Here is a 23,393-nt window from a genome sequence, read left to right as displayed (position 1 = left end):
GCCTTTTTGCCTTATCTTGGCTTCGCTCGCGACGCTCCCAGCCTTCTGTGGATCTTCCTTAGATCAATAAATTGGCTGGCCTTTCTTAAGGCGCCTTACCCAGAACCGGTTCGGCATCAGGGCGTCCAGCACCACCTGTGGCAGGGGCTGGGGCTCGTCCAGCAGCTGGGACACCAGCACGTCGGCGCAGAGCAGCCCTGAGGTGACGCCGCGGGCGCCAAGGCCCCCCAGCAGCCAGAGCCCCTGGTGTTCGGTAGTCTCCATATCGTCTAACCCTTTGCCTTGGTAGCCGGCCTCGTCCGGCAAAGCGCCTACCATCGGCAGGTGATCCCGCAGCACCACCCGGGTGCCGGCGTTGCCGCCTTGGATGGCTTTCTCCGTCGGCAGCCAGGGTGCATCGGGGAAGCTGCCCTGGAGTTTCTCCAGGTTCTCCTGGTGCTCGTTGTACCGTATATCCGTATCCAGATCCTGGCGCACAAAGCTGGCGCCGATGCAGAGTGCCCCTTGATGAGCCGGGGTCATATAGCCGTTGTGGCAGAGCACCGTCTTGAGCCCGGCCAGCTCCCCTTTGGCCTCCACCTGACTGATCTGTCCTCGGACGGCGGTCAGCGGCAGCTTGCCGGCAAGGACTATGTTTCCGGCGCCGGCGGCCAGCAGTACGTTGTCGAATTCGCCCAGCTCTTCTTTCCCGGCCATCAGCCGCCAGCCGCCCGCTGTCTTGTCGATGGCGGTGATATCAAGACCGAAGCGCACCTGGTTTTCGCCAAGCAGCCAGTCCACCAGGGCCGGGGGCTTGAGCCAGCCGGCGTCTTCGAAATAAAGGCCGGGATAGGGCTGGGCGATGCCGGCCAGGGTGCCAGCTTCATCGGCGTCCACATAACGGCAAAGGGCTTTGAAGCGTTCGGCAAGGCGCCGGTAGCGCTCCTCCAGCTTGTCATCCAGGGCCAGCTGCAAGAGGCCGTCGAGGCCCTGAGGTACAGGGCTTTTTTCTATGATGCGGCGGCTGTAGCCGAAGGCGGCGGCAAAGAGCTGGCTGACGGCGTCGTGCTCGATGTTCAAAAGCGGATAGAGCGCCCCCTGGGGGTTGCCGGAGGCACCGACGGCGGGCTCTTTGTCCTTGCAGAAAAGCAGGGCTTCGATACCCCGGCGGCGCAGCTGCCAGGCCAGGGCACTGCCGGCCAACCCGGCGCCTATGATGGCCACCTTGCCAAGGGACTTGGCCGGCTGCCTTTCATAGGAGCCTGGCGCAACTTGTTCCTGGAACTCGGTCAGGCGGCCGGCCAGCATCTCCCGCTTGCTGCCAAAACCCGGCACCTTCCTGGCCTCGAAGCCGGCGGCCAGGAGGCCTCGGCGCACGAAGCCGGCGGCGGTAAAGGTGGCGAAGCTGCCGCCGGGCTTGGCCAGGCGCGCCATGGCGTCGAAAAGGCTCTGCTGCCACATTTGTGGGTTCTTGGCTGGGGCGAAGCCGTCCAGGAACCAGGCGTCCACCAGGCCCCCTTGAGGCCTGTGCCAGGCCGGCAGCAGCTCGGCGATGTCTCCCAACCAGAGATCCAATGTGACGCGCCCGCCACAGAACAGCAGCCGGTGGCAGCCGGGCAGGGCGGGGGGATAATCCTTTATCAGCTGCGCCGAGAACTCGGCCAGCTCGGGCCAGGCGGCCAAGGCGGCGGCGAGGTCGGCCCTAGTGAGGGGAAACTTCTCGGTGCTGATGAAATGCAGCCGGGCATCGACCCCGGCGTGGGCGTCGAAGGCCTGCCAGGCGGCCAGGAAGTTGAGGCCCGTGCCGAAGCCCGTTTCGGCGATGACGAAGGCGCCCTGATGGTGCGCGAAGCGTTCCGGCAGGCCATTGTTTTTCAGGAAGACGTGACGGCTTTCCTCCAACCCTGAGGCGTTGGAGAAGTAGACGTCGCCGAAGTCCGCCGCTACCGGCGTACCCTGCTCATTGAAATGGATGGTCGCTTGTCGCATCTTTGTCATCTGGCCGAGGCTCGGGGGGCGTATTCTACCCCCCTGGGCAGTACGGGACCATGGGGAAAGCCGACCACTTGGGTCGGCCCCTTTGCGTACCATAGGCTTAACCAAATGGAATCCAAGTGAGGCAAGATGAAACGCGTCGTGATCACCGGTCTGGGGATCGTTTCCAGCATCGGCAACAACGCTGAGGAAGTCCTGGCTTCCCTCAAAGCCGGCAAGAGCGGTATCACCCGCTCCGAGCAATTTGACGAAATGGGCCTGCGCTCCCAGGTTTGGGGTGACGTCAAGCTGGACATCAGCGAGCACATCGACCGCAAGGCCATCCGCTTCATGGGGGAAGCGGCCGGCTATGCCTATATCGCCATGGACCAGGCCATCAAAGACGCCGGCCTGAGCGAAGAGCAGGTATCCAATCCCCGCGTCGGCATAGTGGCCGGCTCCGGCGGCGCCTCCAGCAAGAACCAGAGCATCGCCATCGACACCTTGCGTGAGAAGGGCGTGAAAAGGGTCGGCCCCTACATGGTACCCCGCACCATGTCCTCCACCGTCTCCGCCTGCCTGGCCACCCCCTTCAAGATCAAGGGCGTGAACTACTCCATCAGCTCCGCCTGTTCCACCTCTGCCCACTGTATCGGCCACGCTGCCGAGCTTATCCAGATGGGCAAGCAGGACATGGTCTTTGCCGGTGGCGGTGAAGAAGTGGATTGGACCCTGGCCATGATGTTCGACGCCATGGGTGCCCTGTCCACCAAGTACAACGAGACCCCACAAAAGGCCTCCCGTACCTATGACGCCGACCGTGACGGCTTCGTCATCTCCGGTGGCGGCGGCATGGTCGTGGTCGAGGAACTGGAGCACGCCCTGGCTCGCGGCGCCAAGATCTACGCCGAGATCGTCGGCTACGGCGCCACCTCCGACGGTTACGACATGGTTGCCCCCAGCGGCGAAGGCGCCCTGCGCTGCATGCAGCAGGCCCTGCACGGTGTCGAAGGCGACGTGGACTACATCAACACCCACGGCACCTCCACCCCTGTGGGTGACGTCAAAGAGCTGGAAGCCATCCGCACCCTGTTCGGCGACAAGATACCGGCCATCTCCGCCACCAAGGCCATGACAGGCCACGCCCTGGGCGCCGCCGGTGCCCATGAGGCCATCTATAGCCTGCTGATGATGGAGCACGGCTTCATCGCCCCCTCCATCAACGTCGAGAACCTGGACGAGAAGGCCGAGGGCATGCCCATAGTGCGTCAAGCTCAGGAAGCCAAGCTGGATCTGGTGATGTCCAACAGCTTCGGCTTTGGCGGTACCAACGCCTCCCTGGTGCTGAAACGCTACCAGGGCTAAGGCTCCAAACAAGGCCGGTTTGGGGTAGACTGCCCCAAACCGGTTTTTTTGTGCCTGCAATATGCCCCAGATCCTGGCCGACGGCCTCATGCCCCTGGTCGATGAACTCTTCAGCGAACTCGGCCCCATTGCCCGTTTCGAGGGCCGTATTCCCAGCGACGAACAGCTGGCTGAGGCCGAGGTGCTGCTGGTCCGCTCCGTGACCAAGGTGGACGCCACACTTTTGGACAAGACGCCCAAGCTTCGCTTCGTCGGTAGCGCTACCATAGGCACCGAGCACCTGGACACTGCGCTGCTCGAGCAAAAGGGCATCCATTGGTGCGCCGCCCCCGGCTGCAACGCCGATGCGGTGGCCGACTATGTGCTGTCTGCCGTCCTTAATTGGGCCTTCCTTAGGGGCAAAGAGCTCAGCGGCCTTAGCGTCGGCATAGTGGGGGTGGGTAACATCGGCTCTCGGCTGTCTAGACGGCTAAATGCGCTCGGTGTTAAGGTGCTGTGCTGTGACCCGCCAAGGGGCGAGCCGGATTTCATCAGCCTGGAGGCCTTGCTGCCGCAAGTGGACGTGCTGACCCTGCATGTGCCGGGTGGCGAGGGCACCCGCAAGATGTTGAGGGAAGCGCAGCTGGCGGCCCTGAAGGCGGGGACCTTGCTGATCAACAGCTGCCGCGGCTCAGTGGTGGACAACGCCGCCCTGGTGGCCTGGCTCGAGGCCGGGCGCGGCGAGGCGGTGTTGGATGTGTATGAGGCCGAGCCGGATTTCGACCGGCGCCTCTTGGCCCTTGCCCTCTGGTTGACGCCCCATATCGCCGGGCACAGCCTGGAAGGCAAGCGCCGCGGCAGTTGGATGCTCTATGAGCAGCTCTGTGCCCAACTGGAGCGGCCCGTGGCCGGGAACTTCAAGGCGCAGCTGCCTGCGCCTTCCGTGGCCAGGGTGACAGCTGCCAGGCCCGACCCCAGGAAGCTTGGCAACCTGATTTACGATATTCGCGACGACGATGCCTGGTTTCGTGCCGGCCTCGCGTCCGGCCAGACCTTCGACGCCCTGCGCCGCAGCTACCCGATGAGACGGGAATGGGCCAGCGTCGAGATTGAAACGCAAGACGAGCGCTGCAAAGCATGGGGCTTTGGGGCGAATTGACGAGGTAATGATGACGATCAACGTGGCTATCCTGGGCGCCTCCGGCGCCGTTGGTGATACTCTGCTGGAGCTGTTGGAAGAGCGGGATTTCCCGGTCGGCGAGCTCCACCTGTTGGCCTCCAGCCGCTCCGCCGGCCAGACCCGTCAGTTCAAGGGCAAGACCCTCATCATCGAAGACGTGGAGCATTTCGACTGGTCCCAGGTGGAGCTGGCCTTCTTTTCCGCCGGTGGCAGCGTCTCCCGCCACTGGGCGCCCATCGCCGCCGATGCCGGTGTGCTGGTCATCGACAACACCTCCGAGTTCCGTTATCAGCCGGAGATCCCGCTGGTGGTGCCGGAGGTGAACCCACAAGCCATCGCCGACTACCGCAACCGCAACATCATCGCCAACCCCAACTGTTCCACCATCCAGATGCTGGTGGCCCTCAAGCCCATCCATGACCGCTATGGCATCAGCCGTATCAACGTGGCCACCTACCAGGCCACCTCGGGCGCTGGCCACAGCGCCATGGCAGAGCTGGCCAAGCAGAGCGCCGACGTGCTGAGCGGCCGTCCGGCAGAACCCAGCAAGTTCCCCAAGCAGATCGCCTTCAACTGCCTGCCGCAGATCGATGTCTTCCAGGACAACGGTTTCACCAAGGAAGAGATGAAGATGCACTGGGAAACCCAGAAGATCCTGGGGGACGAGGGTGTCGCCGTGAACGCCACCTGCGTACGGGTGCCGGTCTTCTATGGCCATGCCGAGGCGGTACACCTGGAGGCGCTGCAACCGGTGGACGTGGACGAGGTCAAGGCGCTGCTGGCCAATGCTCCGGGGGTCGAGCTGGTGGACGATGAAGACTATCCGACCCAGGTCACCCATGCCTCCGGCAAGGACACCGTCTTCGTCAGCCGGGTGCGGGCCGACTTCACCCACCCCCACGGCCTCAACCTCTGGGTGGTGGCGGATAACGTCCGAAAAGGGGCGGCGACCAACAGTGTGCAGATAGCCGAGTACTGGCTCGCCAACTACAGATAGGCAAAGCCGCCCAGCAGGGCGGCTTTTTGTTATTGGCGAGGGTGAATAGCGTTGTTTATGATAGCTTCAGTTAACAATTAAAATGAAAGGCTCACAGGAGCCTCGGGGATCGGCATGAAATTTTCTCGGATCGCTGCCTTGGTCATGGCCGCAGGCATCAGCGGCCAGGCGCTTGCACTTGAATTGGGTGAACTGAAAGTCAGCTCCACCCTCAACCAACCTTTCTCGGCCAAGCTGGAGCTGGTGGGGCCTGAGGCCCTGGATCCGGCCAAGGTCCGTATCGACCTGTCGGCGCGCCAGGCCTTCGAGCCCAAGGGCCAGCACCTGGCCGTCAAGGTCGACGACATCGTCTTCGAAAAGGGCCGGCGCTACCTGGTGCTGTCCTCCAACGACAAGGTCTCGGCGCCTTTCGTGTCTTTGCAGGTGGAAATAGCAGGTCTGCCCAATGGCAGGGTCAGCAACGACTACGACCTGCTGCTGGACGACAAGAGCGGCAGCAGCGTACCTGTGTTGCCCCAGGAGGCCAGCTCCAAGCCGGCGGCCAAACAGAGTCCCACTGTCACCGTCAACAGCCCCCCGGCCAATGCCAGCACCCTGACCGGCAAGACGGCCAAGGGTAGCGACATCTACGGCCCCATTTCCCCCAGCGACACCCTCTGGAGTGTGGCCAACAACCTGCGCCCGGATGACAGCGTTTCCGTCTACCAGACCATGATCGCCATCCAGCGCAAGAACCCCGATGCTTTCCTGAACGGCGATATCAACCGTATGGTCAAGGGCTCCATCCTCAAGGTGCCGACCCTTCTGGAAGTGCAGCAGGTGGACGCCGATGAGGCTCGTCGCCGCTTTGTGAAAGGCACCGCTGCCAGCCAACCCAGCCACCTGGATACCAAGCCCATAGTCACCAAGGCCGAGCCTCAGGCGGAAGCCCCGGCTCCGGCCAAAGCGCAAGCCCAGGGCACTCCTGCCGTGGTCAAGGCGGCCAGCAACGGCCCTAAGGTGGACGAGTCCCTGCTGCAGCAGAAACTCAACGAGCAGGCCCAGCGCCATGCCGAGGAGATGGACAACCTGCGCAAGGAGCTGTCTTCCAGCACCGACAACCTCGAACAGGTGCTGGCAGAAAACCAGCAGCTCAAGACCAAGATAGGCCAGGTCAGCGAGGAGCTGACCAGCCTCAAGCAGCAGTTGGCCGACGAGGTCAAATTGCAGGAAGAGCTGCGCCAGGTTATCGCCAAGCAGAATGCCCAACTGGCCGAACCCAAGGAAGAAGGCAAGGGCGGCTGGCAGGACATGCTGCTCAATTCCACCTGGGGCCTGGCGGCGCTGATCGCCGTGCCCGGCCTCTTGTTGTTGTTCCTGCTGCTGCGTTGGTGGCGTAACCGCGAGCCTGAACCTGCCCAGCCGGAGCGCAGCCTGGCCAGTCGCATGGTGAACAAAGACGCCGAACAGCCCAAGGACAAGGCCGAGGGTGAAGAGGCCCTGGCTGCCGCCGCCGTTGCGGGGGCTGTGGCTTCTGCCGCGGCCCTTGCCAGTGAGGAAGAGCCGGAGATCCAGGATGATCCCCTGAGCGACAGCTCGCTGGACGACATGCTGGCGGCACTGCCCAGCGAGGATGAAGAGCCTCAGGAAGCCGAGAGCGCCGAGGAAGACGATTTTGCCATTCGCCTGGACGACGAAGGTGACCTGGACGACTGGTTGGCCCAGGAGCAACAAACCACCCAGCAGCGTCTGGACGAAGCCGAGGCCATGCTGGCCGAGCAGGAAGGCGCCCAAGCTGAGGCCACCGACGAGTTGCTGATGCCTGCCGAAGACGAGGCCTTGGACAGTTCCCTGGACGAAGCGGCGGCCCTGCTGGGCGGTGGCTTCGAAGAAGGGGCCGAGATCCGCCTCGATGAGCCAGAGGAAGAGGGCGGTAACGAACTGGCCGCCCTGAACGATCCAGCGGCACTGGAAGACACGGCGGCGCTGGACAGCGAAGACGGCAACCTGACCGGACTGGACGAGGCCGGGGATCTGCTGGCCCTGGGCGGCGAAGAAGAGGATTTCCTTGCCCAATCCGATGACAGCGACATGCTGCCTGCCTTTGAGGAAGCCGAGAACCTGCTGGCCGAAGGCGCCGATGAGGATCTGCTGTCCCTTGGCGCTGAAGAAGATCAACTGCCGGCCCTGGACGAAGCCGAGGCCCTGTTGGCCGAAGGCGCGGACGAGGATCTGCTGTCCCTTGGCACTGAAGAAGACCAGCTGCCGGCCCTCGATGAAGCCGAGGCCCTGCTGGCCGAAGGCGCCGATGAAGACTTGCTGTCCCCGGGCGGCGAAGAAGAACCACTGCCGGCCCTGGACGAAGTCGAGTCACTGCTGGCCGGAGGCGCGGACGAGGACTCGCTGACCCTTGGCGCGGAAGACGAACAACTGCCGGCCCTGGACGAAGTCGAGGCCCTGCTGGCCGAAGGCGAAGATGAGGACTTGCTGTCCCTGGGCGCTGAAGAAGAGCAACTGCCGGCCCTGAACGAAGTCGAGAGCCTGTTGGCCGAAGGCGCCGACGAGGATCTGCTGTCCCTTGGCGGCGAAGAAGAGCCGCTGCCAGCCTTGGACGAAGTGGAGAGCCTGCTGGCCGAGGGAGCTGACGACGAGCTGCTTTCCGCTGGCGGCCTTGAAGAGGACGCGCTGCTGGGCCTTGGCCAGGATGACGCCTTGCTCGACCTCGGCGGTGAAGACAGCCTCTTGGATCTCGGCAAGGCCGAGGACGAAGAGCTGCCGGGCCTCGACGGTCATGACGACGAAACCCTCGAACTGATGGACGAGAACCTGGCGCTGATGGCCGGTGACGACGATCTGCTGGCCGAGCTGGAAAAGCCTGCCCAGCCCGAAGCCCATAAGTGGGATGCCGAACGCACCCTGCACTGGGAAACCCCTGAGCTCGATGCGGCGCTTGAGGAACAACAGAGCGCTGAATTCCACGGTGAGGGCCTGGACTGGACGCCGACCGAGGCAGATAAGGCCGAGGGCAAGGACGGCTTCATCGACATCGACGAGCTGATGAAGGACGCAGACGGCGACCTCAGTGAGGAAGATCCCTACGGCGACTGGTCCCTGGATCTGGACATGCAGGGCTATGAAAAGCTGGTCTCCAAAGGCGATGAGGAGATAGAAGGGATGATGGCCTCCAAGCTGGATCTCGCCCGAGCCTACCTGGAGATAGACGACCTGGATTCGGCGCGTGAGCTGCTGGATGAGGTGCAAGGCAAGGGCACCGAGGAGGAGAAGGCGGAAGCCATCAAACTCCTTGGCCGGCTGGGCCAGGCCTGAGAAAAAGCGGTGGCATGCCACCGCTTTTTATTTATGGCTATAATGCCCGCCCCTGACATGGCTCGAGAAAACAGATGCGCATCGCCCTGGGCATTGAATACGACGGCAGTCGCTACTACGGCTGGCAAAGGCAACAGGAAGTGGACAGCGTCCAGGAACGGCTGGAAGCCGCCATCAGCAAGGTGGCCAACGAGCCGGTAGAGATATTCTGTGCCGGCCGTACCGATGCCGGCGTCCACGGCACCGGCCAGGTGGTGCATTTCGACACCCAGGCCGTGCGCGGGGAGGGGGCCTGGACCCTGGGGCTCAACTCCAACTTGCCGGACGATATCGCCGTGCGCTGGGCCATGCCGGTGGCGGACGACTTCCATGCCCGCTTCTCGGCCACTGCTCGCCGCTACCGCTACATCATCGTCAACCAGCCTTTCAGGCCCGGGCTGATGCGTCATGGGGTCACCCATTACCACAGGCCCCTGGACGAGAAGGCCATGCACAGGGCTGCCCAGGCGCTGCTTGGCGAGCAGGATTTCAGCGCCTTTCGGGCCATCCAATGCCAGTCCAACAGCCCTTTTCGCAACGTGATGGCGGTGTCGGTGGGGCGTTTCAACCACTATGTGGTGGTGGACATCCAGGCCAATGCCTTCCTGCACCACATGGTGCGCAACATCGTCGGCACCCTGCTCAAGGTGGGTGACGGCGAGTTGCCCGAGTCGGTGGTGGCCGAGCTTCTGGCCGGCAAGGACCGTAACCTGGCGCCGGCGACGGCCCCTGCCAACGGCCTCTACCTAGTGGCCGTCAGCTACCCGGACCACTTCGGCCTGCCGGCCCCCCAGCCCGGCCCTTTGTTCCTGCCCGACCCCCTCAGCTGACCAGTTTTTGCTGTAAGCCACTCCCTTATCTATGCTTTAATGCCATGAGTTATAAGGTTTCAGCGGCGCCACAGAGGGCGCCGCTTTAAATGGCTCTTACAGGTGTCTTATGAGCTGGATTGAAAAGATCCTCAACAAAACAAAAACCGTTTCCCAGGACCGCAAAAACATTCCCGAAGGGGTCTGGACCAAGTGCAGCGCCTGCGATCAGGTGCTGTACCGCGCCGAGCTGGAGCGCAACCTGGAAGTCTGCCCCAAGTGCAACCACCACATGCGCATCAACGCCCGCGCCCGTCTGGACGCCTTCCTGGACCAGGACGGCCGTGAAGAGCTGGCCGGTGATCTGGAGCCCCAGGACGTACTGAAGTTCCGCGACTCCAAGAAGTACAAGGACAGGATCGTCGAGGCCCAGAAAAAGACCGGTGAAAAGGACGCCCTGATCGTCCTCAAAGGCTCGCTCAAGGGTCTGCCCGTGGTGGCGGCCAGCTTCGAATTCGACTTCATGGGCGGCTCCATGGGCTCGGTGGTGGGTGCCCGTTTCGTGCGCGCCGTCGAGACCTGCATCCGTGAAAACCGCGCCATGATCTGCTTCAGTGCCTCCGGTGGTGCCCGCATGCAGGAAGCCCTGATGTCACTGATGCAGATGGCCAAGACCTCTGCCGCCCTGGCTCGCCTGACCGACAAGGGCCTGCCCTTCATCTCCGTGCTGACCGACCCCACCATGGGTGGCGTTTCTGCTTCTTTCGCCATGCTGGGCGATATCCACGTGGCCGAGCCCAAGGCGCTGATCGGTTTCGCCGGTCCCCGCGTCATCAAGCAGACGGTGCGTGAAGATCTGCCTGAAGGTTTCCAGCGCGCCGAATTCCTGGTGGAAAAAGGCGCCATTGACATGATCGTCGACCGCCGCAAGATGCGTGATACAATCGCCCGCCTGCTGGCCAAGATGATGGGGCAGCCCAGCACCGAATCGGCTGCCTAAGGGCAAGGAATAGAATGACCGCATTTTCAGGCCAGTCCCTCAAGGACTGGCTTTTTCATTTGGAAAACCTGCACCAGAGCACCATCGACATGGGCCTGGAGCGGGTTAAAGCCGTCGCCGACCAGGCGGCCCTGCTGCCGTTGCCGGCCAAGACGCTGCTGGTCGGGGGCACCAACGGCAAGGGTTCCACCTGTGCCATGTTGGAAGCCATGCTGATGGAGGCGGGCTACAGCGTCGCCGTCTACAGTTCCCCCCATCTCGTCGACTATCGCGAGCGCCTGCGCATCAACGGCAAGCTGCTCAGCGAGGCCGACCATTGCGCCGCCTTTGCCGCCATCGAACAAGCCCGGGGCGAGACCAGCCTTACCTATTTCGAGTTCAGCACCCTGGCCGCCCTCTGGCTCTGCCGCAAACACAGGCCAGACGTGGTGATACTGGAAGTGGGGCTTGGCGGCCGCCTGGACGCCACCAATATAGTGGACGCCGACGTGGCCCTGGTGACCAGCATCGACCTTGACCACCAGAGCTTCCTCGGAGACAGCCGCGAGTCGGTGGCCAGGGAAAAGGTGGGCATAGCCCGCGCCGGTAAGCCTCTGATCTGCGGGGAGCCCGAGCCTACCGCCGTCTTTTTCAGCGAAGCGATGCGTATCGGGGCCGAGCTCAAGCTGGTGGGCCGGGATTTCCAATACCAGGCTCAGGGCGAAGACTTCAGCTTCAACGGCAAAGCCTGGCCAAGGCCCTCGCTACCCCTGCCCAATGCCGCCACGGCCCTGGCCGCCTTAGATGCGCTGGGCCTGGCCGTGCCTGACGAGGCCAAGGCCCAAGGGCTGGCCAAGGCCCGCCTGGCAGGGCGCTTGCAGCAGATAGCGGATAGTCCCCTTATCCTCATCGACGTGGCCCACAACCCCCATGCGGCCCGCTACCTCAATAGCGAGCTCAAGCGGCGTTTTGCGGGGCGGACCATCCATGGGGTCTGCGCCATGCTGGCCGACAAGGATATCGAAGGGACCCTGGCGGCGCTAAACGCCATAGGGCACTGGTACCCGGCCGAGTTGCCTGGGGTAGGGCGGGCGGCGCCGGCCCAGCGCCTGGCCAAGGCATTGGGGAGTGATGCCGTTTTCGACGACGTTCAGCTGGCCCTGCAAGCCGCTGTTCAGGCCGCCGCTGCCGATGACGTGGTCATCGTCTTCGGTTCCTTTTACACTGTGGCTCAGGTTTTGCCCCAGGGGGAATGACGGTGTCCAGTCCTGTTACCAATCGCATAGTCGGCACCTTGGTGCTGTTGGCCCTGCTGGCACTGATAGTGCCGGAGCTGCTCAAGGAGCCGGCGGCCCCCACCCCCGAGAAATTCGAGGTGATACCGCTGCGCCCGGAATTAGGCTCAACGCCGCCCCCCGCTACCTATCCCAAGGACGCCCTGGCGACCACGGAGCAGCCTCCCCAGGCCAAGCCCCTGCCAGACGACAATATCCCGGCAGGAGAGGCTGCAAGCGGCCAGACGGCCGCCGAACAGCCCAAGGCTTCCCAGCCCCAGCCTGCCACCGAACAGGCCAAGGTGGAAACCAAGCCCAAGACCGCGCCGGCACCCTTGCCGGCCAAACCCAAGCCGGTGAGCCGGGATGCCTGGGTGGTGCAGATGGGGGCTTTCGGCAACCATCAATCGGCTGACAGCCTGGTGCAGAAGCTGAGAAGCAGTGGCTATAAGGCCTTCCTGGTGGAGGAGAAGGGGTTGTCCAAGGTGCTGGTGGGGCCTGAGCTCGACAAGGGCCGCCTGGAAGGCCAGTTGGACAAGCTCAACAAGCTGACCGGCCTCAAGGGCCGGGTGTTCCAGTACGACCCCTTGCAGTGAGTTGTCCTTTTGCGCCCAGTCTCTGTTAGAATACGCCGCCGTCGAAATCTAAACGTTTGCGTGACTGCATGAATTGGGTCGATATAGCGATTTTGGCCATCATAGGCCTCTCCACCCTCATCAGCCTGGTGCGGGGTTTTGTCAGGGAAGCCATGTCCCTGGTGGTGTGGGTTGCTGCCTTTTTTCTCGCCAGCGCCTTCTACACCAAGCTGGCGCCTCTCTTCACCGGCCTCAGCGATCCGCTGTTCCGTAACGCGGCGGCCATCGCCTCCCTTTTTCTCGCCACCCTGGTTCTGGGGGGGCTTCTGACCTACATCATCGGCCAATTGGTGGACAAGACAGGCCTGTCCGGCTTTGACCGGCTGCTTGGCATGATCTTCGGCGCCCTGCGTGGCGTGCTGGTGGTGTCGGCACTGCTTTTTGCCCTGGACAGCTTCACGGCTGCCGCCAATGCCCATTGGTGGAAGTCGTCCCAGCTGATCCCCCAGTTTGGGGTGGTGATCCAGTGGTTTTTTGAATACCTGCAATCCAGCTCCAGCTTTTTGCCCAAAGGCTAAGGCCTTAACCGAGAGGAACGAAACATGTGTGGTATCGTCGGTATCGTTGGCAAGTCAGCGGTCAACCAAGCCATCTATGATGGCCTGACCGTACTCCAGCACCGCGGACAGGACGCTGCCGGTATTGTCACTATTTCTGACAACACCTTCCGTCTGCGCAAAGCCAACGGCCTGGTCAAGGACGTTTTCGAACGCCGCCACATGGAACGGCTGGCCGGCAACATCGGCCTTGGCCATGTGCGTTACCCCACCGCCGGCTCTTCATCCAGCGCCGAGGCCCAGCCTTTCTACGTGAACTCCCCCTTCGGTATCGCCGCTGCCCACAACGGCAACCTGACCAATGCCCAGGAACTGAAGGAAAGCCTCTTCCGTGAGGCGCGCCGCCATATCAACACTACCTCGGACTCCGAGATACTGCTGAACGTCTTCGCCCACGCCCTGACTGCCTGCACCGCCATTTCGCTGCAGCCGGAAGATATCTTCAAGGCAGTGGCCGAGACCCACCGCCGCTGCCGCGGCGCCTATGCAGTGATGTCCCTCATCATCGGCCATGGCCTGGTGGCCTTCCGTGACCCTTACGGCATCCGTCCCCTGGTGCTGGGCCGTCGCGAAGGGCCAGAAGGCGTCGAGTACATGGTGGCTTCCGAGTCCGTGGCCCTGGACGTGGTGGGCTTCGAATTCATCCGTGATGTGGCCCCCGGCGAGGCGGTCTACATCACCGAAGACGGCCAGCTGTTCACTCAGCAGTGTGCCGACAACCCGGTGCATTGCCCCTGTATCTTCGAGTACGTCTACTTCGCCCGTCCCGACTCCTCCATCGATGGCATCTCTGTCTATGCCGCCCGTGTCCACATGGGCCGCAAACTGGGCGAGAAGATCAAGAAGGAGTGGAGCGATCTGGATATCGACGTGGTCATTCCCATCCCCGAAACCTCCTGCGACATCGCCCTGGAGATCGCCGGCGTACTGGAACTGCCTTACCGCCAGGGCTTCGTGAAGAACCGCTACATCGGCCGTACCTTCATCATGCCGGGCCAGACCATCCGCCGTAAGTCGGTGCGCCGCAAGCTGAACGCCATCAACGCCGAGTTCAAAGGCAAGAACGTGCTGCTGGTGGACGACTCCATCGTTCGCGGCACCACCTCTGAGCAGATCATCCAGATGGCCCGTGACGCCGGCGCCAACAAGGTCTACTTCGCCTCTGCCGCTCCCGAGATCCGCTTCCCCAACGTCTACGGCATCGATATGCCCTCGGCCAACGAGCTCATCGCCCACGGCCGCGAAGTGGACGATATCTGCCAGCAGATCGGTGCCGACGGCCTCATCTTCCAGTCCCTGGGTGACCTCATCGACGCTGTCCGTGAAGAGAACCCGGCCGTGCAGCGCTTCGAGACCTCCGTCTTCGACGGTGACTACATCACCGGCGATGTGGACCAGGCCTACCTGGATGCCCTGGACCAGGCCCGCTCCGATTCGGCCAAGACCAAGAGGGCTGGCGTAGAGGACCCCAACCTCGAGATGCATAACGAAGAAGCTTAAAAAAAGGCGGCCCAAGGGCCGCCTTTTTTGATGGTCGTGTTTTTAGCTGCTGTACATGGGTCCGAAGCCAGACCCCCAGAGGATGGCGGTGATGGCGAGGATACTGACCAGCAGCACCAGACCTACGGTGACCAGAGAGCTGGCGTAGATGAAGCCGCGCTCCTCTGGAATGTGCATCAGTATGGGCACCCCCACATAGAGCAGGTACACGGAGTAGGCGACCCCGGCCAGGCCCACCAGCATCACGAACCACAGCAGGGGGTAAAGGCTGGCGAAGCCCACCATGAACAGGGGCGTGGAGGTATAGGCCGCCAGTTCCAGGGTCTGGATGTAGGAAGGATTGGAGCCGAAGGTCTGAGCCATCCACTTGGCGAGGTAGGCCAGGGCAAAGACCCCTGCCACCAGGGCGAAATACATGGCCACTGCCAACAGCAGGGCGCTGTCGCTGGTGAGGCGTACCGGGTCGCCGACACCGATGCGCCAGCCAATTTGGCTGGCCGAGTAGAAGCCGCAGATGGATGGGATAAGGGCGACAAGCAGTATGTGGGTAAGGCTGTAGGTCAGGCTCTCATGGCGCTGCTCTATGCTGTGCCATTCGTCCCGAGGATGGGCATAGAGCCCCCAGATATGGTTAAGGATCATGGTCTTGTCCTTTAATAGATGTTTACGCTTTTCCCCAAAGCCAAGATGAGCAAATTCTTCCCACCTGATTAGAATTAAGTGTAAATAAAATGTTTCGTCAAGGTGGGTCCATGCGTCTATGGCTATTGCTGGTACTGATATTGCCCGCCTGCCGGAGTCTGCCGCCTGAACCTCACCCGCCTGTTCCACAGGGTTATTGGCAGGATGCCCATTTCAGTGTCCATCCCGCTTTGCCCAGCCAGGCAGAACTCTTCCAGATCACGCCACAGATGCAGTCCCTGCTGGATAGCAAACACGCTGAGCCCAATAAGGCCGACCGGCTGCAGGAACTGCTGATCTTGCTTTTCAAAACGATTCAGCCACCTATCCGATACCACGCCGAGATGACCCTGCCGGTGTCTGAGGTGATGACGTTGCGCCGAGGCAACTGCCTGTCTTTGTCCATGTTCACTACTGTCATGGCCAGGGCCTGGGGCCTCAAGGCGGAACTGCAGCGGGTGGCCATTCCCCCCAGATGGAGCCGCAGCGGCGACCTCATCACCCTCTCCCAGCATGTCAATGTGCGAGTCAAGACGGGAGAGCCTGGCGATAATGTGCTGGGCAGCAGTTACTACAGGGTGGTGGATTTCCAGAAAGGCTACGAGCGTTACGGCCTGCGGGCTCAACCCATCAGCGATGAGGTGGCGGCATCCTTCTTCTACCATAACCTGGCCGCGTCCTGGCTGGTGAACGGCAAGCTGTCGGAGAGCTACTGGGCGGTGAAAAAGTCCTTGGAGTTGGCCCCCTTGGAAGGGGACAGCTGGAACCTGTTGGGGGTCATCTATCGCCGTGCCGATCTGCTGCCTGAGGCGGAGGCCGTTTATCGCCATGCCCTGGTTTTGGAAGCCAAACAGCCCTCTGTCTGGCAAAACCTGTCGGTGCTTTACCATCAAGAAGGGAAGGAGGCCATGGCCAAGCAGGCGCGGCAGGAATCCTTGAAGCTGATGCCGGAAAATCCCTTTGATTATATCGACCAGGGAGAGCAGGCCTTGCAGGACGACCATATTGCCAAGGCCAAAGACCTTTTTGGAAAGGCCTTGGAGATAGACGACATCAATGAAGAAGCCCTTTGGGGCATGGCCAAGGCCTATGCCGCTTTGGGGCAGACTTTTCTTGCCAGGAAGTTTCTGGATAAGGCCGTGGCGCTGGCAAGCACGCCAGAGATGGCAGCGGCCATGGCGGCCTGGGGCGACCATTACCTCTAGTCCCGGTTTGCCTCCAGGCCTTGTCCTGTTCCAGGGACTTCTTTAGGATCCGCCTCGTTGTTCAAGGAGGGTCCATGGCCGTCAGTCTTTCTCACTACCAGTCCTTGCTGGAACCCATAGAGGCCTTTCTGGGCTGTGCCACTCCCGACGCCTGGCTGGCCGAGGCGACTGAGCCCGGCAACCTGCCGCTGCTGCTCATCGACCACTGCAACTGCGAACTCAAGGCCGCCCAGACCGCCATCTGGCTGATCCGTCGTTATGCGGTGGATGGTGAGAGCGGCAAGGCGTTGCTGGCCTGGGTCAAGCCCTACGAGGATTTCGTCTACCGTCGTGCCCAAGGGGACTTCGGCGGCGCCAAGAACGCCCTCATTGGCGAGCTCAAAAGCAAGGACGGCTTCAGCCACGGCCCCGAGATCCTCGACAAGATGATCAGGCTGATAAAGGAAGAGCTGCACCATTTCGAGCAGGTGCTGGAGATACTGGCCGAGCGCCAGATCCCTTATGCAACCGTCACGGCGGCCCGCTATGCCAAGGGGCTGATCGCCGAGGTGCGGGACCATGAGCCCTGGACCCTGGTGGACAAGCTCATCGTCGGTGCCTTCATCGAGGCCCGCTCCTGCGAACGTTTTGCGCGCCTCGCCCCCCTGGTGGACGAGGAGCTGGGGCGCTTTTATGTGTCCTTGCTGCGCTCTGAAGCCCGCCACTACCAGGACTACCTCAGCCTGGCCCGCCAGGTGGCAGGTACCGATATCGATGAACGGGTTGCCTTATTCCGGGCCAAGGAGGCCGAGCTTATCCAAAGCCCTGACAGCCAACTGCGTTTTCACAGCGGTATCCCGGCCACCACGGCGGCATAAAAAAGCGCCCTCAGGCGCTTTTTTCAAAAGGGCGGCTTTCCAGCCTGATGCCATCCGGCGTCACTTGCAGCACCGAGCCTTGCTCATACCAGTCTCCCAGCACTATGCGCTCACCGGCTTCGAGTGGGTGCCGGGCCGGCCTATGGGTATGGCCGTGGATGAGCAGCCCCACCCGGTACCGGGCCATCACCTTGTCCACCTCGGCCGGGGTCACGTCCATGATGGACGCGCTTTTCATGGCGTTGGCGGCCTGGCTGCGGGCCCTGTAGTTGCGGGCGATACGCCGGCGCAGCCAGAGCGGCAGCAGTTGCATCCGCCATTGCCAGAAACGCGAGCGACTCTTCTTGCGAAAGGCCTGGTAGGCGACGTCCTGGGTGCAGAGGCTGTCACCGTGCATGATGAGGGCAGGGGTGCCGTAGAGGTCGACGATGGCTTCTTCCGGCAGCAACGTCAGGCCCGCGCTGCCCGCAAAGCGCTTGCCCAGCAGGAAATCGCGGTTGCCGTGGATGAAGTACTGGGCCACGCCCTTGGCGGCGTTGTCCTTGAACAGGTCGGCGATCTCCCTGTTGAAGGGGCTGTCGTCATCGTCCCCTATCCAGGTCTCGAAAAGGTCCCCCAGCACGTAGAGGCGCTCGGCTTTGGGGGCCTCCTCCTGCATGAAGCGCCGGAACGCCGCCGTGATGTCGGGGCGTTCCGGGCAAAGGTGCAGATCGGCGATAAAGAGGATCACGCCAGCTCGGCACCCTCGATGACGACGTCTTCCAGGGGCACGTCCTGGTGGAAGCCATGGGAACCGGTAGCCACGGCTTTGATCTTGTCGATGACGTCCATGCCTTCCACCACTTCACCGAAGACGCAGTAGCCGTAGCCCTGGCTGCTGGCGGATTGGAAGTTCAGGAAGTCATTGTCCTTGACGTTGATGAAGAACTGGGCGGTGGCGGAATGGGGATCCGGGGTACGGGCCATGGCGATGGTGCCTTTCTTGTTGGTCAGGCCGTTGTCCGCTTCGTTCTTGATGGGCGCGCGGGTGCTCTTTTGCTTCATGCCGGGCTCGAAGCCGCCGCCCTGGATCATGAAACCGTCGATGACGCGGTGGAAAATGGTGTTGTCGTAGAAGCCGTCTTCCACGTACTGCTTGAAGTTGGCGACGGTTTGTGGGGCTTTATCGGCATCCAGTTTGATTTTGATGTCGCCGAAATTGGTGTGCAAAATGACCATGAATTCGTTCCTCTTGGCTTGTCGGGGCGCATTCTACCTAATTTGCCGGTGACGCAACCAGCCGCTCGCAATACAATGACGCCATTGTCCGTTATTGCCAATGGTTGTCATGCTGAAAGTCTTCAACACCTTGAGTCGCGAAAAAGAACCCTTCAAGCCCCTGGTTCCCGGCAAGGTGTCCCTCTACGTCTGCGGTATCACCATCTACGATCTGATGCACATCGGCCACGCCCGTACCTACGTGGCCTTCGACGTCGTCAATCGCTACCTGCGCCACAAGGGCCTGGATGTGACCTATGTGCGCAACATCACCGACGTGGACGACAAGATAATCAAGCGTGCCAACGAGAACGGCGAGAGCTGCGAGGCCCTGACCGAGCGTTTCGCCAAGCTGATGCACGAGGACTTTGCCTCCCTCAACATACTGCCGCCGGACATCGAGCCCAAGGTCACCACCCACATGGACGAAATCGTATCCATGGTCGGCCAGCTGATCGACCGCGGCCATGCCTATGTGGCGGCCAACGGTGACGTGTTGTTCGAGGTCAAGTCCTTCTCCGAATACGGGCGCCTGTCTCGCCAGGATCTCGACGCCCTCCAGGCCGGTGCCCGGGTGGATGTGGACGAGGCCAAGCGTGATCCGCTCGACTTCGTGCTCTGGAAGCAGGCCAAGCCTGGCGAGCCCCACTGGGCGTCGCCCTGGGGCCAAGGCCGACCCGGCTGGCACATAGAGTGTTCCGCCATGTCCTCCAAGCACTTGGGGGCCGTGTTCGACATCCATGGCGGTGGTTCGGATCTGACCTTTCCGCACCACGAGAACGAGATAGCCCAGAGCTGCTGCGCCAGCGGCGAGCAGTTCGCCCGCTACTGGCTGCACTCCGGCATGGTGCAGGTCAACAAGGAGAAGATGTCCAAGTCCCTCGGCAATTTCTTCACTGTCCGTGATGTGCTCAAGGTGTTCGATGCCGAGACGGTGCGCTACTTCCTGCTGACCAGCCATTACCGCAGCCAGCTCAACTACTCCGAAGACAACCTCAATCAGGCCAAGGCGGCCCTGGAGCGCCTCTACACCGCCATCAAGGGTGTGGATGGGCAGGGCGATGTCGCCGGTGACTGGGTGGCCCGTTTCGACGACGCCATGGACGACGACTTCAACACCCCCGAAGCCCTGGTGGTGCTTTTCGACCTCGCCCGCGAGCTCAACAAGGCCAAGCAGGAGGGCAGGGAAGATGTGGCGTCCCTGGCCGCGACCCTCAAGCACCTGGGTGGCCTGCTGGGCATCATGCAGCAAGAGCCTGAAGCCTTCCTGCAGGGCGGCGACGAAGGTCTGGACGTGGCCGAAGTTGAAGCCTTGATCGCCAAGCGCAACCAGGCCAGGGCCGATAAGGACTGGGCCGCCGCCGACGCCGCCCGTGACGCCCTGACCGCCCTCGGCGTGGTACTGGAAGACGGCCCCCAGGGCACGACCTGGCGCAAGGCCTGACAAGAAAAACCCGGCATCAGCCGGGTTTTTTAATGCCTGGTGTTTGGACAGTAGGCCTAGAGCTTGGCGCCGCACTGGCTGCAGAAGCGGGCATCCGGCTCATGGCCGCTCTGGCCACAGGCCGGGCAGGCGCGGCTATAGCGCTGCTTGGCCATCTCGTTGGTAAGGATGCCGGTCGGCACCGCTATTACCGAATAACCCAGCAACATGACGACGGAGGCCACCGCCTGGCCCAGGGGCGTTTGGGGGCTGATGTCGCCGTAGCCGACAGTGGTCATGGTCACCACGGCCCAGTACATGCTGCGCGGTATGCTGGTAAAGCCGTGCTCTGGGCCCTCGATCAGGTACATCAGGGCACCGAAGACGGTGATGGTGCCCAGTAAAGATGCAAAAAACACGAAGATCTTGGGGGCCGACTGCACTAAGGCGCTTATCAGCCGTTTCGAGGCGTCCGAGTATTCCATCAGCTTCAGGATCCGGAAGATCCGCAGCACCCGCAGTACCCGCACTATCAACAACGTATTGGCCCCCGGCAGCAGCAGCGCCAGGTAGCTCGGCAAGATGGACAGGAGATCTACCAGGCCATAGAAGCTCAAGGCGTAGCGCCGCCGCTCCTGCGTGCAGTAAAACCGGGCCAGGTATTCGAGGGTGAATAGGGCGGTAAAGCCCCATTCGAGCAGGGACAGCGTTTCCTTGAAACGCAGGTGGAAGCCGGCTACCGAGTCCAACATCACCGCCATGACGCTCAGCACTATGGCGATGATGAGGACAATATCGAAAGCACGCCCGGCGGGCGTGCTGTAGCCGAAGATGATTTCGTTAAGCTTAGCCTTCAGCGTCATGGAAACGTTCACAGGCTTCCAGGGTGTTTTCCATCAGGGTAGCCACAGTCATGGGGCCCACGCCACCGGGAACCGGAGTGATGTAGCTGGCGCGCTGGGCGGCCGCTTCAAAGCCGATGTCACCCACCAGCTTGCCCCCTTCCATGCGGTTGATACCCACGTCGATGACGATGGCCCCTTCCTTGACCCAGTCGCCAGGAATGAATTCCGGCTTGCCCACGGCCACTACCAGTATGTCGGCGCGGCGCACATGGCCTTCCAGATCCTGGGTGAAGCGATGGCAGGTGGTGGTGGTGCAGCCGGCCAGCAGCAGCTCCAAGGTCATGGGGCGGCCGACGATGTTGGAGGCGCCCACTACCACGGCGTGCTTGCCGTAGGGGTCATAGTTGATGGATTCGAGCAAGGTGATGATGCCCTTGGGGGTACAGGGGCGCAGGGCCGGGATGCGCTGGGCCAGGCGGCCGACGTTGTAGGGGTGGAAGCCGTCCACGTCCTTGTCGGGGCGTATGCGTTCCAGCACCTTGGTGGCGTCGAGACCGGCCGGCAGGGGCAACTGCACCAGTATGCCGTCTATGCTGGGGTTCTGGTTGAGCTCGTCCACCAGGGCCAGCAGCTGATCTTCACTGGTGTCGGCGGGAAGATCGAAAGACTTGGACAGGAAGCCCACTTCTTCGCAGGCGCGGCGCTTGGAACCCACATAAACTTCGGAAGCCGGGTCTGAACCCACCAGTACCACGGCCAGGCCAGGCTGGCGTTTTCCTTTGGCAAGGCGCTCGGCAACGGCGCCTTTGATTTTTTCACGAACAGAAGCAGCGACCGCTTTGCCATCGATGATTTGAGCAGACATGCAGCAAAATTCCTTCAGGAAATCGTTTGAGTGGGCTTGGGCGGCCATATTGTCGCAAAGAATACGGCCTGAAACCATGCTCTCTTGGAGGTTGACCGCAAGGGGGCATCTTTGTATGATGCGCCCCGCTTTTCAGGCATTGTCTGTGCGTCTGAAGGATTTGCGCCCTTAGCTCAGTTGGATAGAGCAACGGCCTTCTAAGCCGTGGGTCACAGGTTCGAATCCTGTAGGGCGCGCCATTTCTATGGTGGGCGTAGCTCAGTTGGTAGAGCCCCGGATTGTGATTCCGGTTGTCGTGGGTTCAAGTCCCATCGTCCACCCCATTTTCCCTCCTTTGCAATCAATGAGCCCTTGAGAATATGCTGGTGCCGTCCGGGCACAGGGCAGGGCCATGTACCATATTCGTTTCCTCTCCAGTATCCATGAACTGAACCAGCCAAGCTGGGATCGGCTGTTGGGCTGCGACTACCCCTTCCTGTGCTTTGCCTTCCTGGCAGCCTTGGAAGACAGCGGCGCCGTAGGGCCGGGCACCGGTTGGCAGCCGCGGTATCTGGTGGCTTTCGATGAGGGCAAGCCGGTGGCGGCCTTGCCTCTTTACCTCAAGCAGCACAGTTTCGGCGAATACGTCTTCGACCAAGGCTGGGCCCAGGCCTACCAGCGTCATGGCCTGCCTTATTACCCCAAGTGGGTCAGCGCCGTACCCTTCACCCCTGTGGCCGGCCCCAGGTTGTTGCTGGCCGAGGGCTTGGCACCAGGGCCGATTTGCCAGGCCATGCTGGATGCCCTTATCCGCAAAAACAGCGTGGTAGGCGCCTCTTCCTGGCATCTGCTCTTCGCCAAGCTCGAGGCCTTGCAGCCCTGGCTGGCTCAGGGCAGGGTGCTGCCCCTTAGGCGCGGTGTCCAATATCACTGGTTCAACCAGGGTTACGGAGGTTTCGATGACTTCCTGGCAAGCCTCAAGGCCCGCAAGCGCAAGATGATCGCCAAGGAGCGGGCGGTGGTGGCGGCAACAGGTGTGGAACTCCAGGTGGTGGAAGGGCCGGAGATCACCGAAGAACTCTGGCGGCGCTTCTTCCTTTTCTACCAAAACACCTATGCCAAGCGCAGCGGCCACGGCGGCTACCTGCCGTTGGCGTTTTTCCTTGAGGTCGGCCAGGCCATGGCCGAGCAATTGCTGCTGGTGGGGGCCTGGCTCGGCGGTGAGCTGGTAGCGGCCTCGCTGTTCTTCAAGGACGGGGAATGCCTGTATGGCCGCTACTGGGGAGCCTTGGCCGACTTCGACAAGCTGCACTTCGAGTGCTGTTACTACCAGGGTATCGATTACAGCATCCGCCAGGGGCTCAAGCGCTTCGATGCCGGCGCCCAGGGGGAGCACAAGCTGCTACGGGGATTCGAGCCGGTGGACACCTGGTCGCTCCATTGGCTGGCCGAGCCCGCTTTCGTTGAGGCGGTACAGCGCTTCGTGGCAGAAGAATCCCTGATGCTCGAAGACTATTGCCGTGACGCCAGGACACTGTTGCCCTACAAGTCGCCACAAGGCGGCGCCTGAGGGCCTGTTACAGGGCTGTTGCCGCAATATTGACCAGGGTGTCTCCCCTTCCTCGACTCTCCAGAAAAGCGCCGCTATAATGGCGCGTCATTCTGTAAGCCAACGCTGGCCCGGCCTTGATTTGCCTGGGCTGCAAGA

20 protein-coding genes and 2 tRNA genes are annotated in these 23,393 nt (G+C 62.0%); 16 read left to right on the top strand and 6 right to left on the bottom strand.

The genetic code is table 11. The features are described from left to right. Positions 1–63: 63 nt before the first annotated feature. Positions 64–1,968 carry a bifunctional tRNA (5-methylaminomethyl-2-thiouridine)(34)-methyltransferase MnmC2/FAD-dependent 5-carboxymethylaminomethyl-2-thiouridine(34) oxidoreductase MnmC1 gene (gene mnmC / locus PVT67_RS10715; protein WP_301493567.1) on the bottom strand — a complete coding sequence of 635 codons (1,905 nt, stop codon included), beginning with the start codon at positions 1,966–1,968 and terminating at the stop codon, positions 64–66. Between the two features lie 135 nt (positions 1,969–2,103). Between mnmC and fabB the strand changes: the two genes are divergently transcribed. From fabB to purF, 10 genes are all read left to right on the top strand, one after another. After that, complete coding sequence (gene fabB, locus PVT67_RS10710; RefSeq protein WP_301493565.1) at positions 2,104–3,318, top strand: beta-ketoacyl-ACP synthase I; 1,215 nt, start codon at positions 2,104–2,106, stop codon at positions 3,316–3,318. 61 nt (positions 3,319–3,379) lie between these two features. Next, positions 3,380–4,456, top strand: a complete 1,077-nt coding sequence (locus PVT67_RS10705; RefSeq protein ID WP_301493563.1) for a 4-phosphoerythronate dehydrogenase — start codon at positions 3,380–3,382, stop codon at positions 4,454–4,456. 10 nt (positions 4,457–4,466) lie between these two features. Beyond that, entirely contained in the window at positions 4,467–5,474 is a 1,008-nt protein-coding gene (locus PVT67_RS10700; RefSeq protein ID WP_336407727.1) for an aspartate-semialdehyde dehydrogenase, read from the top strand. Positions 5,475–5,588: 114 nt separating this feature from the next. Further along, positions 5,589–8,780: a FimV/HubP family polar landmark protein gene (locus PVT67_RS10695; RefSeq protein ID WP_301493560.1), complete on the top strand. Its 3,192-nt coding sequence runs from the start codon at positions 5,589–5,591 to the stop codon at positions 8,778–8,780. Positions 8,781–8,854: 74 nt separating this feature from the next. Then, positions 8,855–9,649, top strand: a complete 795-nt coding sequence (truA, locus tag PVT67_RS10690; protein WP_301493558.1) for a tRNA pseudouridine(38-40) synthase TruA — start codon at positions 8,855–8,857, stop codon at positions 9,647–9,649. Between the two features lie 109 nt (positions 9,650–9,758). After that, positions 9,759–10,628, top strand: coding sequence for an acetyl-CoA carboxylase, carboxyltransferase subunit beta (accD, locus tag PVT67_RS10685; protein WP_301493556.1), 870 nt, complete (start codon positions 9,759–9,761; stop codon positions 10,626–10,628). A gap of 14 nt (positions 10,629–10,642) precedes the next feature. Then, on the top strand, positions 10,643–11,863 hold the full coding sequence (folC, locus tag PVT67_RS10680; RefSeq protein ID WP_301493555.1) for a bifunctional tetrahydrofolate synthase/dihydrofolate synthase: 1,221 nt from the start codon (positions 10,643–10,645) through the stop codon (positions 11,861–11,863). Between the two features lie 2 nt (positions 11,864–11,865). Continuing rightward, positions 11,866–12,477, top strand: coding sequence for an SPOR domain-containing protein (locus tag PVT67_RS10675; protein ID WP_301493554.1), 612 nt, complete (start codon positions 11,866–11,868; stop codon positions 12,475–12,477). Between the two features lie 68 nt (positions 12,478–12,545). Then, positions 12,546–13,034, top strand: coding sequence for a CvpA family protein (locus tag PVT67_RS10670; RefSeq protein ID WP_301493552.1), 489 nt, complete (start codon positions 12,546–12,548; stop codon positions 13,032–13,034). 24 nt (positions 13,035–13,058) lie between these two features. After that, positions 13,059–14,573, top strand: a complete 1,515-nt coding sequence (purF, locus tag PVT67_RS10665) for an amidophosphoribosyltransferase (protein ID WP_301493550.1) — start codon at positions 13,059–13,061, stop codon at positions 14,571–14,573. A gap of 42 nt (positions 14,574–14,615) precedes the next feature. On the opposite strand, the gene PVT67_RS10660 is transcribed toward purF, so the two are convergent. Then, positions 14,616–15,215: a Yip1 family protein gene (locus PVT67_RS10660; RefSeq protein ID WP_301493548.1), complete on the bottom strand. Its 600-nt coding sequence runs from the start codon at positions 15,213–15,215 to the stop codon at positions 14,616–14,618. A 110-nt stretch (positions 15,216–15,325) separates the two neighbouring features. Between PVT67_RS10660 and PVT67_RS10655 the strand changes: the two genes are divergently transcribed. Together PVT67_RS10655 and miaE are read left to right on the top strand one after the other, a co-directional pair. Further along, positions 15,326–16,459: a tetratricopeptide repeat protein gene (locus PVT67_RS10655; RefSeq protein ID WP_301493546.1), complete on the top strand. Its 1,134-nt coding sequence runs from the start codon at positions 15,326–15,328 to the stop codon at positions 16,457–16,459. Between the two features lie 74 nt (positions 16,460–16,533). Continuing rightward, the gene (miaE, locus tag PVT67_RS10650; protein WP_301493544.1) at positions 16,534–17,316 is read left to right on the top strand and encodes a tRNA isopentenyl-2-thiomethyl-A-37 hydroxylase MiaE; all 783 of its coding nucleotides are present in this window, start codon (positions 16,534–16,536) and stop codon (positions 17,314–17,316) included. 10 nt (positions 17,317–17,326) lie between these two features. Here miaE and PVT67_RS10645 read toward each other — a convergent pair whose 3' ends face one another. Together PVT67_RS10645 and PVT67_RS10640 are read right to left on the bottom strand one after the other, a co-directional pair. After that, positions 17,327–18,046, bottom strand: a complete 720-nt coding sequence (locus PVT67_RS10645; RefSeq protein WP_301493542.1) for a UDP-2,3-diacylglucosamine diphosphatase — start codon at positions 18,044–18,046, stop codon at positions 17,327–17,329. Next, positions 18,043–18,534 carry a peptidylprolyl isomerase gene (locus tag PVT67_RS10640; RefSeq protein WP_301493540.1) on the bottom strand — a complete coding sequence of 164 codons (492 nt, stop codon included), beginning with the start codon at positions 18,532–18,534 and terminating at the stop codon, positions 18,043–18,045. Before PVT67_RS10640 ends, PVT67_RS10645 begins: the two co-directional genes overlap by 4 nt. Positions 18,535–18,643: 109 nt before the next feature. Between PVT67_RS10640 and cysS the strand changes: the two genes are divergently transcribed. Next, positions 18,644–20,017 carry a cysteine--tRNA ligase gene (cysS, locus tag PVT67_RS10635; protein ID WP_301493538.1) on the top strand — a complete coding sequence of 458 codons (1,374 nt, stop codon included), beginning with the start codon at positions 18,644–18,646 and terminating at the stop codon, positions 20,015–20,017. Positions 20,018–20,073: 56 nt separating this feature from the next. Here the strand turns inward: cysS and PVT67_RS10630 are convergent, their stop codons facing one another. Both PVT67_RS10630 and folD read right to left on the bottom strand, forming a co-directional pair. Then, positions 20,074–20,859: an ion transporter gene (locus PVT67_RS10630; RefSeq protein ID WP_301493536.1), complete on the bottom strand. Its 786-nt coding sequence runs from the start codon at positions 20,857–20,859 to the stop codon at positions 20,074–20,076. Beyond that, positions 20,843–21,706 (bottom strand): bifunctional methylenetetrahydrofolate dehydrogenase/methenyltetrahydrofolate cyclohydrolase FolD, encoded by an 864-nt coding sequence (gene folD / locus PVT67_RS10625; RefSeq protein ID WP_301493535.1) that lies wholly within the window; start codon positions 21,704–21,706, stop codon positions 20,843–20,845. Before folD ends, PVT67_RS10630 begins: the two co-directional genes overlap by 17 nt. Before the next feature lie 162 nt (positions 21,707–21,868). Here folD and PVT67_RS10620 point away from each other — a divergent pair. From PVT67_RS10620 to PVT67_RS10610, 3 genes are all read left to right on the top strand, one after another. Beyond that, a tRNA-Arg gene (locus PVT67_RS10620) sits at positions 21,869–21,945 on the top strand. Positions 21,946–21,953: 8 nt separating this feature from the next. Beyond that, positions 21,954–22,029, top strand: a tRNA-His gene (locus PVT67_RS10615). A 68-nt stretch (positions 22,030–22,097) separates the two neighbouring features. Beyond that, complete coding sequence (locus PVT67_RS10610; protein ID WP_301493533.1) at positions 22,098–23,255, top strand: GNAT family N-acetyltransferase; 1,158 nt, start codon at positions 22,098–22,100, stop codon at positions 23,253–23,255. The last annotated feature ends 138 nt before the right edge of the window (positions 23,256–23,393 follow it).

The sequence above is a fragment of the Gallaecimonas kandeliae genome (genome assembly GCF_030450055.1).
Lineage (GTDB): Bacteria > Pseudomonadota > Gammaproteobacteria > Enterobacterales > Gallaecimonadaceae > Gallaecimonas > Gallaecimonas kandeliae.
Note: the sequence above shows the minus strand (reverse complement) of the source record. Positions and strands in the feature narration are given on the sequence as shown.

Bases quoted from the DNA above. Each gene is read 5' to 3' on its own strand.
- purF (WP_301493550.1), top strand. From the start codon at position 13,059: ATGTGTGGTATCGTCGGTATCGTTGGCAAGTCAGCGGTCAACCAAGCC.
- truA (WP_301493558.1), top strand. From the start codon at position 8,855: ATGCGCATCGCCCTGGGCATTGAATACGACGGCAGTCGCTACTACGGC.
- PVT67_RS10695 (WP_301493560.1), top strand. From the start codon at position 5,589: ATGAAATTTTCTCGGATCGCTGCCTTGGTCATGGCCGCAGGCATCAGC.
- PVT67_RS10660 (WP_301493548.1), bottom strand. From the start codon at position 15,215: ATGATCCTTAACCATATCTGGGGGCTCTATGCCCATCCTCGGGACGAA.
- miaE (WP_301493544.1), top strand. From the start codon at position 16,534: ATGGCCGTCAGTCTTTCTCACTACCAGTCCTTGCTGGAACCCATAGAG.
- PVT67_RS10640 (WP_301493540.1), bottom strand. From the start codon at position 18,534: ATGGTCATTTTGCACACCAATTTCGGCGACATCAAAATCAAACTGGAT.
- PVT67_RS10655 (WP_301493546.1), top strand. From the start codon at position 15,326: ATGCGTCTATGGCTATTGCTGGTACTGATATTGCCCGCCTGCCGGAGT.
- mnmC (WP_301493567.1), bottom strand. From the start codon at position 1,968: ATGCGACAAGCGACCATCCATTTCAATGAGCAGGGTACGCCGGTAGCG.
- PVT67_RS10700 (WP_336407727.1), top strand. From the start codon at position 4,467: ATGACGATCAACGTGGCTATCCTGGGCGCCTCCGGCGCCGTTGGTGAT.
- folC (WP_301493555.1), top strand. From the start codon at position 10,643: ATGACCGCATTTTCAGGCCAGTCCCTCAAGGACTGGCTTTTTCATTTG.
- folD (WP_301493535.1), bottom strand. From the start codon at position 21,706: ATGTCTGCTCAAATCATCGATGGCAAAGCGGTCGCTGCTTCTGTTCGT.
- accD (WP_301493556.1), top strand. From the start codon at position 9,759: ATGAGCTGGATTGAAAAGATCCTCAACAAAACAAAAACCGTTTCCCAG.
- fabB (WP_301493565.1), top strand. From the start codon at position 2,104: ATGAAACGCGTCGTGATCACCGGTCTGGGGATCGTTTCCAGCATCGGC.
- cysS (WP_301493538.1), top strand. From the start codon at position 18,644: ATGCTGAAAGTCTTCAACACCTTGAGTCGCGAAAAAGAACCCTTCAAG.
- PVT67_RS10670 (WP_301493552.1), top strand. From the start codon at position 12,546: ATGAATTGGGTCGATATAGCGATTTTGGCCATCATAGGCCTCTCCACC.
- PVT67_RS10705 (WP_301493563.1), top strand. From the start codon at position 3,380: ATGCCCCAGATCCTGGCCGACGGCCTCATGCCCCTGGTCGATGAACTC.
- PVT67_RS10610 (WP_301493533.1), top strand. From the start codon at position 22,098: ATGTACCATATTCGTTTCCTCTCCAGTATCCATGAACTGAACCAGCCA.
- PVT67_RS10630 (WP_301493536.1), bottom strand. From the start codon at position 20,859: ATGACGCTGAAGGCTAAGCTTAACGAAATCATCTTCGGCTACAGCACG.